Source organism: Archangium violaceum (assembly GCF_016859125.1).
Taxonomy (GTDB): domain Bacteria; phylum Myxococcota; class Myxococcia; order Myxococcales; family Myxococcaceae; genus Archangium; species Archangium violaceum_A.
Genome location: NZ_CP069338.1, coordinates 5208167 through 5222099 on the forward strand (window position 1 = coordinate 5208167; position 13933 = coordinate 5222099).

The following is a 13933-nucleotide window of genomic DNA, read 5'->3' on the forward strand; positions in this document are numbered from 1 at the left end:
ACGAGGCCTCGAAACGAGTTCTTGCAGGGGACCGGGTGATTTCCTGACGAGCGAACGCGGCGGCGATTGCATGCCGCTCGAGCGCCGCCGGACTACCCCGGAGCCGCGGTCCAGCTGTCGACGATCCGGAGCACCGGCTCGACGAAGAGGGGGGAACTCACGAAGAGCAGGGTGAGCGTCCATGCTCGGGCCAGGGGCTCCTTCCACCGGGCGACCCCCAAGGCGCGCTCCGCCCAGAGGAACGGCAGCTGAAGCAGGAAGAAGGCTCCCATCATCGCGGCCAGACCCGGTCCCACCGCCGGCAGCATGAAGGCGAAGTGGAAGAAGGCGCTGACCACGAAGGTGAGCGCCAGCCCCAGCTCCGTGTAGCCCCGGCGGGCCACGGGGGCGAAGACGTTCAGCTTCAGGAAGCGGTGCACCGCCCGGTTCCAGCGGCGGCCCCAGAACTCCGCGATCGTCCTCGAGCGAATCGGATCGTCATGGAGTGGGCGTGGGTCGATCCCCACGGCGCTATAGAGGAGGATGACCCCGGAGACGACCACCTCGACGGCCGTGTAGACGAACAAGGCGCCGGCTGCCCAGCGGCTCCCGAGCCGGAGTGCGCTCGAGGAGAGCTGGCTGCCGTAGTACACGCCCGCGAAACCAGCGGCCACGAGCGGTATGCATAGCAGCAGTCGGAGCAGTGCCGGCCGATCCAGCGAAGGGGCCCTGCGACGCGCGAGCCGGGTGTCCACCAGTCCCACCGCATGCCAGATGCGGCGCGCCACGGGCAGGTGCCTGGGCTCGCGGACGAGCTCCACGGTGCGCGCCAGGAACCACAGGCTGCCCAGTGCCACGAAGGCTCGGAAGGTCTGGTGGTCGGCGGGCGCGAGAAAGGCCACCGGAAGCGCCGCGCTCATGACGAACAGCGCCGCCGTCCGACGCCACACCGGTCCAGCAGCCAGCAGCGCGGCGGCCAGACCGGCGGCGTAGATCAGCCCCACGTAGAGGACGAGGAGCAACACCCGCCCAGCCTACCACGTCGGCCGGCGGTGGGAGACGACACCGGCCTGCAGGAGCAGGCCCGCCAGCAGCCATGAGCCCTCCGCCGAACCCGCGGCGCACCCACCCAGGGTCGCCAGGGACCCCATGCCACGCCTCCATCTGCCTTTGGGCGCGGACTCGAAACATGTTAGCACGTGGTTTGCCATGCCGCCTCCGTGTTGCGTTGTCTGGCTTTGGCTGACACATCCATGACACGTCATCGACGTGTCATCGCCCACCCTTGACATGTCAGTCGGCACGCCGGGCCGGGTCTGTCTCCTCGTGTTTCCCTCTAAGTGCCCCCTGCGTCCCCCTGGCATGCCTCCTGCTTTGGTGTGCCTCGAATCCGACTCACCTGGGACTCTCGACCTGGGGCAGATCGCTTGAATGACAGCATCGTGCGGAAGAGGTCCTGAAGCACCGCGCAGTACCTACCCGAGGAGATGGATATGAACGTCGTGGGATGGTTCTCGAAGCTGGACATGCGCTGCGTGGGGTTGCTGGCGTTGGTGGCCACCTCCGCCTGGGCGCAGAAGGAAGAGCTCTGGCTCGATTCCCAGGGCAACGCCCCCATCAGCAGCACGATGGTGCTCAAGCGGGGCAAGTCGTATCACGTCACGATGCAGGGGACCTATAGCGTGTGGGCTGGCTTCACCACCCCCGGCACGAAGTCAGGCAAGCCGGAGTCCGCGCCCATGTGGCCGAGCCCGAAGGGGACGAACACGCTGGTGGGCGTCGACCCCGAGTTCATGTTCGCCTGGCCAGCTGGCACCTACGTGGACACGAGGCCGGAGCCTGCTCCCCGGAGAGGTGGCTTCATCGAGGTCAGCCTGGATGGGGGGAAGACCTGGAAGCACCCGTCCAGCACGGCGCCCTTCGACGCGGCGGATCACAAGTACGACTACGAGCTGACGGGAGACGACAACGCTCTGCAGGTGCGCATCGTCGACACTCCGTCCGCCGACAACTACGGGCGCGTGCAGATCTTCGTGCGGCCCGCCGAGGAGGAGCTGTGGCTCGACTCCCGGAGCAACACCCCCATCCGCGGTGAGATGGTGCTCGCGCGAGGCAAGCCGTATCGCGTCACGATGCAGGGAACCTATAGCGCGTGGAGTTTCCCCAAGCCCGGCTCGAAGTCAGGCAAGCCCGAGCCCACGCCCATGTGGTCGAGCCCGAAGGGAGCGAACAAGCTGGTGGGCATCGACCCCGAGTTCGTCTTCGCGTGGCCAAATGGCTCTGGTTTGGAGAAGAGCTCGGAGCCTGCTCCCCGGAGAAGTAGCGTCATCGAGGTCAGCCTGGACGGGGGCAAGACCTGGAAGCACCCGGCCAGCACGGCATCCTTCAACGCGACCGAACACAAGTACACCTATGAACTGACGGGAGACGACAACGTGCTGCAGGTGCGCATCGTCGACAGGCCCTACAACGACAACTATGGGCGCGTGCAGATCTCCGTGCAGCCCGGTGCCTAGTGGATGGGGACCACCAGCGGGGAGCCTCTCGCGAAGCTCCCCGGCTCCGAGGAGGGAACGAACTACCGCACGTTCAGGAAGATGGCGGTGGGGACGCCCCAGTTTCCGCTGGCGTCCTGGCTCTCCACGAAGAGCGTGTGCCGGCCCGGTGCCAGGCCCGAGGTGAAGACCGTGGCCTGCACCGACTCGGCCGTGCTGTTGAAGCTTCCGTCCACCGCGCTCAGTGCGAACGTGGGCGTCCCCGACACCCAGGACGGCGCATCGATGGAGTAGCGCGCGGCGGCGATGGCCTGTGAGCCTTCCGTGCCCCCGTTGGTGCCGTAGCGGGTGTCATCCGCCCGAGCCGTGAGCGTCACCGGGGTCCCCTGCGCCACGGTGCTCGCCGACAGCGCGAGGTTGATGGAGTCCGGGCCCGCCGCCACCTGATACGGCCGCCGCGCCGCCTTGAAGGCGTAGTAGAGGGCCGGCATGTTCTTGGGGACGATGGTGTTCTCGAAGGTGGTGCAACTCTCGAAGAATGCACCCCCCATTTCGAAGGTGAACGCCGCGACGCCGAGCCGCCCGTAGGCGAAGGCATCCGTGGAGCCCGAGGCCGAATACAGGCACGAGCTCACCTGGCACGCCTGATAGCCATTGAAGTAGTTGAACTTGCGCCCCAGGGTGCGCAGCTGGGTCGCGTTCGGCGCCGCCGCCGTGGTGGCCGACCAGGGATAGAGCACATACCCGCCGTAGCTGTGGAGGCTGAGCATCAGTCCCGTGGCGTCCGCGGGGGCGGGATCCGTGGAGGCGGGCCCGCGCTGATCCGGGAAGAGGGAGAGGATGTAATTCTCCAGCGTCTTCGTCTCCGGCTCGGAGGCCGCCGAGCGCCCCCGGTAGGTGTCATTGCACGCGCTGCTGCTCGCGCCAGCGCCACCCCAGTCGAAGCTGCTGTTGCGGTTGAGATCCACCCCGTACGTCGCCGTGGAGCAGGAGCCCTCGCTGGTGTTGGTGTTCTTGCGCTTGGATACTCCCGTCTCCGCGACGCGGCGACCGTCCGGGTTGGACTGCACCACCACGTGCAGCTCGGAGTAGTCGAGCAGCCAGGTGACATCCGGGTCCGTGCCGTAGCGGCTCACGAGCTGCTCGGCGAAGCGCGTGGCCAGCTCCGCCGTCGTGTACTCGCGGGCGTGGATGCCGCCCATCAGGAAGAACCGCGCCTTGGAGCCCGAGCGCGCCTTGTTCGTCAGCACCAGCACCCTCAGGTCATCTCCCGGCTTGCCTCCCGCCGTCACCTTGTCCCAGGTGTCGCCGATGTCATTCCACGAGGCGAGGTTCGGGTAGGTGGTGGGCAGCTGCGCCATGGCGGCGTAGGTCTCGTCCACCGTGCGGTAGCACGAGTAGCCGGGAATCCCGCCGGCCAGGGACACCCGCCCCTCGCGTGGCTCGTTCAGGAGCCGCGTCTGTTCCTCGAGGAGCTCCACGCGGCGACCCTCCTTCACCAGCGCGTCGTACTCCTCGGGCGAGAGTACCGCCTCCACGGTCTTCTTTTCGTGATCCACCGCCGCGCTGAGGTCCAGCGTCTCGGCGAGCCGATCCAGGTCCACCCGGGACTTGAACGACACCCGGGCCAGGAGGACGGACGGACGGGACGGCCCCTCCTCGGGGGCTCCTGCCCGGGCAACGACAGGTGAGAGGGCGAGCGCTGCGGCGGTTGCGAGAACTCCAGTGACGGACGACGGCATGGGGGTTCCTCCACGGCAGGGGAGGAGCGCACCTTATTCCTGGAATGCTGGATATACAATTTTTACAGACACTTCAATTCTGAAACGCCCGAGGCCCGGAGCCGCCGTGCGCGGTTCCGGGCCTCGTGGTGTGTCACGTGCCGGTCTCGTGGGGGTTTCGAGCGCCAGTGGCTAGCGGAAGTCCCACTTCTGGTTCGAGGTGCCGCTGCAGGTGTAGATGCTCAGTTTGGCGCCGTCGTTGCCGTTGAACCCCTCGATATCCACGCACTTGTCGGCGAGGTAGCTGACCAGGTCGCCCGCGGGGCTCAACGTGAAGTCCTGGGCGCGGTTGCCGTTGCAGTTGGCGAGCTGGATGCGGGTGCCGTTGGCCGTCGAGGCCCCGGACACGTCCATGCACTTGCCGCCAATCTTCAGCCGGGCGCCGTCCCAGGTGAACCTCTGGGCATTGGTCCCATTGCAGGTATACATCTGCAGTTGGACGCCATCGGAGAAGTTGGCGTTGGGCACGTCGATGCACTTGCCGTTCATCCGCGAGACGAACGCTCCGGTGCTGCCGCCACCGCCGCTCGTGACGAGCGAGAGGCCGTAGGCGTTGAGGATGGGGTTGACGGGCTGGAAGAACGTCCGGGGAGGGTTGCCGTTGGCGCAGCCGCCCGCGATGCCCGAGGTCACGCCCTGCGCCTGGTTGCCGGAGAGGACCGCGCCACCCGAGTCACCGGGATCGGCGCACGCGTCGGTCGTGGACAGGCCATAGACGGGGCCATCGGAGTAGTTGACGGTGACGTTCGTGGCCAGGAGCGTTCCACACCGCCAGCCGGTCGTGTTGCCGGAGCGGCAGATGGACGCGCCGATGCTGGCCGGGTTGGAGCCCTGAACCAGGACGTTGCCGTTGTTGTGGTTGTACACCCAGGGCTGCGGCGTCCACGAGCTGTTGGTTGCCACCCACGCCCAGTCATTGCCGGGCCAGACCGAGGCCCGGACGGTGCCCATGGACTGCCAGTTGTGGCCGAGGGTGGGGGTGCCCGCTCCGCCACAGTGTCCCGCGGTGACGAAGCCGCCGTGCACGGAGAAGCCCACCGAGCAGGCGGAATAGGAGCCACCGGCCCCGGTGCCGGTGAAGTAGACCTCGCCGCCGCGCACGTCGTACGCCGGGCGCGGGGCCTGGGCGGAGTGCTCCACGCGGAGCGCCCCGTCCTTCGCGCCGCTGCTCAGGGCGGCGAACGCCTGGGCACGCGAGGCCGTCAGGCTCGTGGCGTTCTCGGCCAGCACCACGACACTGTTGGTGGCGACGTCCACGTACCACGCGTGGACCGAGGAGGGCGCGTTGTGGGCGTTGCGGTTCAGCTCCTCCATGATCTGATCCAGCCGCGCCTTGTTGTGCTTGACGAGCCGGGGCTCGGCTCCGGCTCGGCGAACGCGCGCGGCGCTGGCCTCATCGGTGACGCCGATGATGAGCTGGGTGCCTTTCTCGTTCAACCAGGCGCCGCCGAAGCTGTCGCCCAGCTGCTCGCGCAGGCCCCGCTCCAGGGAGGGCGCCTTCGCCTCGAAGTCCAGCCGGCGCATCAGTTGCTCCTCGGTGCCCTTCAGGTCCCGGCGCATCGCGTTGAGCATGTCCGGCGACACCTCTGGCGCGGTCACGCTCTTGCCGGCGGGAGCGGCCTCGGCGGTGGCCGGCAGACCGTTCAGGGTGGCGATGGTGGCGAACAACGCCGTCACGGTGGAGAGCGTGTTGTGCTTTGTATTCTTCATGTTTGTATTTCCCTGCGGGTGAAGCCGCCTCGGCCGCGCCGTTCCAGTGGCGCACGGCGAGGGGCAGGACTGTGATGGATTATGGAACAACAGTCCCGAAGCCATCAAGGGAAACCAGCAAAATGTGAAAAATCGATGAAAAACCGGATTCAAGGAAGCGTCGGCTGGGGGCCATCAGGAGACGCGTTCGATTTTTTTGACCCGAAAAAAGGCAGAGCTTCCTCTAGTCCTCCGAGAACAGTGAGACGGGAGGTTCCAACGAGGCCAGGGGAAACAGATGGGGCCAACATCACCTTGAGGGCAGCCACACGCACATTCGAGCACGGAAGAAGAAAGACATGGCATCTCCCATCCCATGGATGGGATTGGCGACGTCCGCCTGATGGCCATACCCAGCCCCTTCTCCTGTTGGAACTACCGCGCCCTGCTCAAGGAATTTTCTCCAAGGGGACGACGTGAGAGCTCCATGGCGAGGCACCGACGAAGTGGCGCACTGACGGCGGCCGCGCGTCGCGATGCAGGGCGAGCAGGTACTGCAAGCTGGTCATCGGAATCGCACCGGCCTGGATCATGCGCTGCACCGCGCGCTCATGTGCCTCGTCGGACACATCACCACAGGCATCGGTGATGACGTACGGCTTGAATCCCTGGTCGAGCGCGGACAGAACAGGGCCGACGATGCACACGCCAGTCCAGAGTCCCGCGAACACCAGCCGCTCCTTCTCGAAGGCATTGCTCTGAGCGATCACCTGCTGAGCTTCCCAGGCATTCATGCAGCGTAGAGCGTCAGGCCTTGGTTGAAATCACCCGGAAGCGTACGAGGCGCTTCACCCGAAAGAGGGAGCGAAGGACCACGCGCAGAGGAGCGCCACGAGGCATCCCTGACACTGCGTGTTGCCTGCCGGACGTTCCACGCGTCCGCCCGCTTGTCGGAGCCTGCGAACCGCAGGGGCACCCCTCACCTTGGCGGGCATGTTCTTCTTCTTCTCCAACAAGCTCGGGTGCCTGGGCTCCGTTCTCGTCTCACTCGCCCTCTCCGCCCTCCTCTACCTCCTCTTCCGAGGCTGAACCGGCGGTGCAGGCCCTCCATGTGCAGCGGCCATCGGGTTGATGGCGAGCCGAGCACACACTGGTTATTTGAACCTGCAAGGAGGCATACGGTCCTGTCCTCGCATGGACGCTGAATACACATCGTTCACCGCCCCTGTGCTGCCCCCCCTCACCACCGTGGAGAGAGTCTCATGCGAACCTTCCCGCTGATCGTTGTCCTCGCCGCCCTCCTGTCTGGCTGCAGCAGCAAGACCCCCGAGCCCGAGCCCAACCCCGATCCGGGGGGCGACACTCCGCCGGAGGAGCCTCTTCCGAGCGGCCCCCCGGTAGAGCAGGGCCCCCCCAACGTGCCCGAGTTCCAACCGGCCTTCCCCGGTCAGACGCGCGCCCCGGCCATCCAGACGCGCACGGCCTTCCAGGTCACTGAGATCGCCTCGGGTTTCAAGAATCCCTGGGCCATCGCCTTCCTGCCGGATTCGCGCATACTGGTGACGGAGAAGCCGACCGGCTCGCTCTACATCGTCACCCCTCAGGGCGCGAAGTCCCCCGCCGTGGCGGGTCTGCCGCCCGTGGATGGCCGGGGACAGGGCGGGCTGCTCGACGTGGAGATCGGTCCCGACTACGCCCAGAGCCAGCTCATCTACTGGACCTATTACGAGCCGCGCGAGGGTGGCAATGGCCTGGCGGTGGCCCGCGCGCGCCTCGTGGACGGCGAGCAGCCGCGCGTGGAGAACGTGCAGGTCATCTTCCGCATGATGCCCACGTTCGAGTCGACCCTGCACGCGGGGGGGCGGCTCGTGTTCACCCCAGACGGCAAGCTGTTCGTCACGCTCGGTGAGCGCTCCCACCTCCCTGGCCGGGTCCAGGCCCGGGACCTGGGGAGCCACTTCGGGAAGATCGTCCGCATCAACCCCGACGGCTCGGTGCCCCAGGACAACCCGTTCGTCGGCACCGAGGGCGCCCGGCCGGAGATCTGGTCCGTGGGACACCGCAACATCCTGTCCGCGGCGCTCGACAGCCAGAAGCGCCTGTGGACGGTGGAGATGGGGCCGAAGGGGGGTGACGAGCTCAACCTCCCGGAGGCTGGCAAGGATTACGGCTGGCCCACCATCGGCTACGGCGAGGAGTACTCCGGCGAGCCCATCCACGAGAGCCCCCAGGGCCCGGGCATGGAGCAGCCCGTGTACTACTGGGATCCGGTGATCTCCCCCTCGGGGATGACCATCTACACCGGGGACCTCTTCCCCGAGTGGCGCAACAACGTCTTCATCGGAGGCCTGTCCAGCAAGGCGCTGGTGCGGCTCATGATGAGGAATGACCGCGTGGTGGGCGAGGAGCGGTTGCTCAAGGAGCTGAATGCGCGCATCCGCGAGGTCGTCCAGGGTCCCGAGGGGGCGCTCTACCTGCTCACCGACGCCACCGACGGCCAACTGCTCAAGCTCACGCCCCGGTGACCTGGGTTCACCGCTGGTTCGGGGGACGACTCCCCGGGCCAGCTAGTTGCTCGGGAAGCGCACGTGGAGCGAGCCGGGCCCGCGATCCTGGAAGTTGGAGCCCTGGTAGTTGTAGGGCCTGTCGGCCAGCTCCCAGCGCGGAAACGTGAGCAGGGCTCGCAGGGCCTCCTCGACCTCGAGACGGACGAGTGAGGCCCCCGGGCAATAGTGCGCACCGACCCCGAAGGTCACATGCCGGTTGGGCGCCCGGGTGATGTCGAAGCGATCCGGGTCGGGGAACACCTCGGGGTCGCGATTGGCCGCGGCGGTCATCGCGTGGACGAACCGCCCCTGGGGGATGCGCGTGCCGCCGACCTCCGTGTCCTGCACGCACAACCGGTTGATGGACAGGATGGCCGGTTCATGGCGCAGGCTCTCCTCGATGGCGCCCCGGATGAGCCCCGGGTCCCCCCTCAGCTCGCGCAGCTGCTCGGGGTGCTTCAGGAGCGCGAGGACCGTGTTGGTGAGCTGGTTCGTCGACGTGACGAAGCCCGCGCCGATCATCTGGAAGGACTGGATGACGGCCTCGCCCGCGAGCTGGAGGTTTCCTTCCTCCCCCGCGATGAACTGGCTGATGAGATCATCCCCGGGCGCCGCACGGCGCTTCTCGACGAGGTCCCGCAGGTAGGTCACCATGTCATGGGAGGTTCGCCGCACGGAGTTCCTCACTTCGTCCGTGCGGACCGCCGAGCTCGTGGGTTTGAGCAGGTCCTTCGACCAGCGCATGAACCGTGGCCTGTCCGCCTCGGGGAGCGCGAACAGCTCGGCGATGGCATTGATGGCGATGGGCTCCGCGAAGTCCGCGACGACGTCCAGCTCTCCCTGGCGCCGCACCTTCTCCAGGGTCCGCTCCACGAGCGACGCGAGCCGGGGCCGGAAGCGCTCGAGCGCCGCGGGCGTGAAGCCCTTCATGACGAGCTGACGCAGCAGCGTGTGGCGGGGCGGATCCTGGAAGAAGACGAGCCGTGACCAGGTCGCGAGCATCTCCTCCGACGCCGCGTCCTCTCGCAGCACCCCGAGACTCCCCAGCATCTCGTTCGCGCGCCGCGAGGAGAAGCTCGGGTTCTTGGTGACCGCCTCGATATCGGCGCCGCGCGTGAGGATGAAGCACTGGAAGGGCTCGAAGAAATAGACGGGAGCCTGGGTGCGCAACCGCTCGAACGTGGGGAAGGGGTTGGCGAAGAAGCTCTCGCTCATCAAGTCGATATCGGCGCTCGCGCTCATGGTTCCTCTCAAGCTGCTGGCAGGACAGGCGGGAAGCCAGGCCCTTGGATATCAGGACTGTACACTCTCGACAGGTCCCCCTTCCTCCTGCTCCGGAAGGGCGACGGGCCAGGGTCTTCCCGGTCCGCTCCGGCCGGCCGCGATCGAGCGCGGCCCGCCCGCCTCACCGCACTACGGTCTGGCGAGGAGCTCGAGCTCAGCGAGCGACATGCCCGCCGCGCCGGTCAACTCGAGGCGGTAGTACGCGTAGGCACCAGGATTCGCGACCCGGAAGGCGCGCGTCTGCGTGCGCCAGCGGAACGTCTCCGCGCTGCGCTCGTCGAGGGTCGTGAAGGTCACGCCGTCGTTCGAGCCGCTCAGCGTCCAGCCCATCGGATCGGCCGCGGTGGTGCCCGACGTCAGCGTGTAGAAGGTGACTTCCCGCGCGCCCGAGGCGAAGTGGTACAGCAACGTGGGGTTCTCCGCAGTGAAGCTCACGCTCGTGGCCGAGGTGTCGTCGAAGAGCGCGCTGGGATTCGTGCCGTCGCTCGACGTGGCCACGCCGCCCGTCGCGGCGTCGCGCAGCGGCTGCGGGGCGCTGCCGTCGGTGGTGATCGAGGGCGGCGCGTCCTCTTCGCCGGTGCCCCACGCGGAGGGCGAGGGGCCCATGTCGAAGTCGAGCGTGGCGCCAGCGGTGAGCAGCGCGTGTGACAGGTAGGTCTTCGTATACGCCTTCCCGTTGACCTTCAGCGCCTGCACGTAGACGTTCTTCGGGCTGTTGTTCGGCGCGTTGATCGTGATGTCGCGGCCGTTCTCGAGGTGGATGATCGCCTTGGTGAAGAGCGGCGAGCCAATGACGTAGTCCGCGCTACCCACCGCGAGCGGGTAGAAGCCGAGCGCGCTGAAGAGGTGCCACGCCGACATCGCGCCGTTGTCCTCATCGCCGAGGTAGCCCTGGCCGATGTTGCTCCCCACGAAGAGGCGCGAGAGCGCGTCGCGAACCTTCTCCTGCGTCTTCGCCGGCTGCCCGGCGTGGATGTACATGTACGGGATGTGGAACGAGGGCTGGTTGCTCAGTGCGAGCTGGCCCATGCGCACGTCGCGCGCCTCGACCATCTCGTGAATCACTCCGCCGTAGGAGCCCACGAAGCTCGCTGTCTCGGGCGTGGCGAAGAACTGATCGAGCTTCGCGGCGAGCTGGGTCCTGCCGCCGTACAGGTTGGCGAGGCCGAGGCCGTCGTACGGCGCGTCGAAGGCGGTGTTCCAGCCGTTGGTCTCGGTGTAGTCGTAGCCCCAGATACGCGGGTCATACAGAGCCGCCGGCGTCGCGAAACCGCCACTCGCCGTCCTGCCCTGGAAGAACTGGATCGACGGGTCGAACAGGTTCACGTAGTTCTGCGACCGCTCGAGGAAGTACTCCGCGCTCTCGGCGTACTCCTGGTGGCGCGGGTTGCTCGTGTCCTTGGAGAGCTCGCTCGCCATGTTCGCGATGCCGAAGTCGTTCAGATAGCCGGCCATCGCCCACGACAGGCCGGCGTCGAGCGAGTTCGGGGTGTAGCCCAGGAAGATCGACGATTCGAGCCCCTTGCGTCCGAAGCCGCGGTCGGTCGGCCGGACCGTCGCGTTCTTCAGCGCCGCGTCGTAGGCCGCCTCCACGTCGAAGTTCCGGATGCCCTTCACGTAGGCGTCGGCGAAGGCGACATCGGAGCTCGTGCCGGTCATGAGATCGGCATAGCCGGGCGAGGACCAGCGGGTGAGCCACCCGCCTTCCTTGTACTGCTGCACGAAGCCGTCGATCAGCTCGCCCGCCCGGGTGGGCGAGAACAGCGCGTATGCGGGCCAGGTCACCCGGTAGGTGTCCCAGAAGCCGTTGTTCACGTAGAGCTTTCCACTCACGACCCTGGCGCCGGTCTGCGTGGGCGTGCTCGCGCCGACTGCCGCGGCCACCGGGCTCGCGTGCGCGTATTCGGGTGCGGTCGCCGTGCCGACATTCTCGAATCCCGAGTTCGGATAGAGGAACAGCCGGTACAGGTTGGAATAGAACGTGGTGAGCTGGTCCTCACTGGCGCCCTGGACCTCGATGATGCCGAGCTTCTGGTCCCAGAGCTGCTGGGCGCGCGCCTTCACGTCGTCGAAGCCGTCGGCGTCCGGGATCTCGAGCGCGAGGTTCTTCCTGGCCTGCTCGACGCTGATGAGCGAGGTGGCGATGCGCATGGTGACGGTGCGGTCGTCCGCCGGGACGGTGAAGCGGAAGTAGCCGGTCACGTTCGAGCCGCCGCCACCGGTGAGCTTGCCGCTCGCGGCCACCGGCTTGTCGAACGTGGCGTAGATGAAGATGCGCGTGGCGCCCACCGAGAGCCCGCTGCGCGCGTCGGAGTAGCCAGTCACCACGCGCGCGGAGGCGTCGAGGGTGAGCCCGCCGTTGTTGTTGACGTTGTCGAAGATGAGGCTCGCGTCGTCGCCGGGGAACGTGAAGCGGAAGATCGCGGCATGGTCGGTGGGCGTGAGCTCCGCCTGGATGCCGTTGTCGAACTTCACGCCGTAGTAGTAGGGCCGCGCGATCTCGTTCTCGTGCAGGAAGGAGAGGGCGCGCGCGGCGCGGTTGGCGTTCGGCGTGCCGTTGACCGCCGAGGGCATGATCTGGAAGGTCTGCCGGTCCCCCATCCACGGGCTCGTCTCGTGGCTCAGGGAGAGCGCCTGGAGCGCCGGGTGGTTGTTCGCGTCGTTGCGGCGGTGGTACTCGTAGAGCCAGCTCATCGAGCTCGCGTCGGTCACCGGGGTCCAGAAGTTGAACCCGTGTGGGACCGCCGTCGCGGGGAAGTTGTTGCCGCGCGAGTATCTGCCGCTCGAGTGGGTGCCGCGCAGGGTGGTCACGTAATCCGACAGGTGCTCGGGCTTCACGTGCACGGGCGTGGCAGTGATCCGCACGTCGTCGATCCATCCGCCGAAGGCGGAAACCGGCCCGTGCGGGTGGTCATAGCCGACCAGGATGCGCTTGATCGTCTTGCCCGCGGCGACATCACCGATGCGAGCGGCCTTGTAATTCCATTCGTTGGGGTAGAGCGTGCGCGACGCGCCCTGGCCCGTCGGGCTCAGCGTCGCGTGGTGCTGGTCGACGGCGTTCAGCTCGCTCAGGTAGGTGCCGTCGTCGAAGGCGAGATCGAGCGCCGCGTAGGTGCTCGGGGCGGTCGGGTCGTTCATCGCCGCGTCGACGAAGAGCAGATACGACAGCTCCGTCGTCGGCGTGACCGGGATGTCGACGTCGAAGAGCTTGTTGTAGGAATAGCCGCGGCCGTTCTCCAGGACCGCGCCCGCGAAGCGGAGGGCGTGCGTGCCGGTAAACCCGGCGCCGAGCTTCGCATTCCACGAGGAGCCAGGGCCATTGCCGACGAAGCTCTTCATGTCGGTCACCGGCGGCGGCGTGTCGTCACCATTGGAGAGCTGGAGCTCGGAGATCTGCAGGATGTTGCCGCTGTGATTGGCGGTGACGTTGAGCCGGTAATGGAGATAGGCGGTGGTGTTGGTGAGCTCGTAGGTGTGGGTCTCGAAGCGGGCGGAGAACGACTCGTTGCCGCGCTGGTCGATCGCGGTCCAGGTCATTCCGTCCTGCGAGCCCTCGAGGGTCCAGTTGGAGGGGTCGCGCTCGGGCGCGTCGTTGGCGGAGGAGATGGCGTAACGCTTCACGGCGATGGGCTGCGCGAGCTGGAGCTGCACCCAGCCGGTGCTCGTGAACGTCAGCCACTTGGAGGTCAGATCCCCGTCGGCGATGCGGGTCGCGATCTCGTCGGGAGGGTTTTCACCGTTGGCGGCCACCGCGACCACCTGATCCATGATGCTGCCGCGGATCCGCGTCTCCGCCTCACCGGTGACCCCGAAGGACTTCTTCTGTCCCTTCGCGTCGAGCTCGACCGTGGAAGTCCATGTGGGCTGCGGATCCGTGGCCTCGAACGACGAATAGAAATCCTGGGGAGCGCCGGGTGAACCGCCATCGGTGCCCGCGTCGATGTCGGTGCCAGCGTCGATGTTGGCTCCCGCGTCGGTGTCGGTGCCCGCATCGGCTTCGGGAGGCGAAGGGTCGCACCCGATGGTCAAGACGGCGGCGAGGGCGAGCAAGCAAGTGAAACGCGGTGAACGATCGGTCATGCGTAGACCTTGGGGGGATTGGGGGGGTGAACATCCTAGACGAAGTGTGCTCTCCGGTCAGTGATTGTCGCGGGGACGG

Annotated in this window: 8 protein-coding genes; 2 read left to right on the forward strand and 6 right to left on the reverse strand. The window is 67.1% G+C overall.

Annotated elements, in window-relative coordinates:
* Positions 1 to 92 precede the first annotated feature (92 nt).
* Entirely contained in the window at positions 93 to 1004 is a 912-nt protein-coding gene (locus tag JQX13_RS22345) for an MBOAT family protein (protein WP_203410947.1), read from the reverse strand.
* Positions 1005 to 1472: 468 nt separating this feature from the next.
* Here JQX13_RS22345 and JQX13_RS22350 point away from each other — a divergent pair, with 468 nt between their 5' ends.
* A complete protein-coding gene (locus JQX13_RS22350; protein WP_239015025.1) occupies positions 1473 to 2495 on the forward strand; it encodes a hypothetical protein in 1023 nt (340 codons plus the stop codon).
* A 62-nt stretch (positions 2496 to 2557) separates the two neighbouring features.
* On the opposite strand, the gene JQX13_RS22355 is transcribed toward JQX13_RS22350, so the two are convergent.
* The 3 genes from JQX13_RS22355 to JQX13_RS22365 all read right to left on the reverse strand — a co-directional run bounded on the left by JQX13_RS22355 (position 2558) and on the right by JQX13_RS22365 (position 6738).
* Complete coding sequence (locus JQX13_RS22355; protein ID WP_203410948.1) at positions 2558 to 4216, reverse strand: M14 family metallopeptidase; 1659 nt, start codon at positions 4214 to 4216, stop codon at positions 2558 to 2560.
* A 171-nt stretch (positions 4217 to 4387) separates the two neighbouring features.
* Positions 4388 to 5965, reverse strand: coding sequence for a ricin-type beta-trefoil lectin domain protein (locus JQX13_RS22360; RefSeq protein ID WP_203410949.1), 1578 nt, complete (start codon positions 5963 to 5965; stop codon positions 4388 to 4390).
* A 428-nt stretch (positions 5966 to 6393) separates the two neighbouring features.
* A complete protein-coding gene (locus JQX13_RS22365) occupies positions 6394 to 6738 on the reverse strand; it encodes an isochorismatase family protein (RefSeq protein ID WP_239015027.1) in 345 nt (114 codons plus the stop codon).
* A 468-nt stretch (positions 6739 to 7206) separates the two neighbouring features.
* Between JQX13_RS22365 and JQX13_RS22370 the strand changes: the two genes are divergently transcribed.
* Complete coding sequence (locus JQX13_RS22370) at positions 7207 to 8469, forward strand: PQQ-dependent sugar dehydrogenase (protein WP_203410950.1); 1263 nt, start codon at positions 7207 to 7209, stop codon at positions 8467 to 8469.
* Between the two features lie 42 nt (positions 8470 to 8511).
* Here the strand turns inward: JQX13_RS22370 and JQX13_RS22375 are convergent, their stop codons facing one another.
* Positions 8512 to 9732 (reverse strand): cytochrome P450, encoded by a 1221-nt coding sequence (locus JQX13_RS22375; protein WP_203410951.1) that lies wholly within the window; start codon positions 9730 to 9732, stop codon positions 8512 to 8514.
* A 171-nt stretch (positions 9733 to 9903) separates the two neighbouring features.
* The gene (locus JQX13_RS22380) at positions 9904 to 13854 is read right to left on the reverse strand and encodes a GH92 family glycosyl hydrolase (RefSeq protein WP_203410952.1); all 3951 of its coding nucleotides are present in this window, start codon (positions 13852 to 13854) and stop codon (positions 9904 to 9906) included.
* Between the last annotated feature and the right edge of the window lie 79 nt (positions 13855 to 13933).

Bases quoted from the DNA above. Each gene is read 5' to 3' on its own strand.
- JQX13_RS22350 (WP_239015025.1), top strand. From the start codon at position 1,473: ATGAACGTCGTGGGATGGTTCTCGAAGCTGGACATGCGCTGCGTGGGG.
- JQX13_RS22355 (WP_203410948.1), bottom strand. From the start codon at position 4,216: ATGCCGTCGTCCGTCACTGGAGTTCTCGCAACCGCCGCAGCGCTCGCC.
- JQX13_RS22360 (WP_203410949.1), bottom strand. From the start codon at position 5,965: ATGAAGAATACAAAGCACAACACGCTCTCCACCGTGACGGCGTTGTTC.
- JQX13_RS22365 (WP_239015027.1), bottom strand. From the start codon at position 6,738: ATGAATGCCTGGGAAGCTCAGCAGGTGATCGCTCAGAGCAATGCCTTC.
- JQX13_RS22370 (WP_203410950.1), top strand. From the start codon at position 7,207: ATGCGAACCTTCCCGCTGATCGTTGTCCTCGCCGCCCTCCTGTCTGGC.
- JQX13_RS22375 (WP_203410951.1), bottom strand. From the start codon at position 9,732: ATGAGCGCGAGCGCCGATATCGACTTGATGAGCGAGAGCTTCTTCGCC.
- JQX13_RS22380 (WP_203410952.1), bottom strand. From the start codon at position 13,854: ATGACCGATCGTTCACCGCGTTTCACTTGCTTGCTCGCCCTCGCCGCC.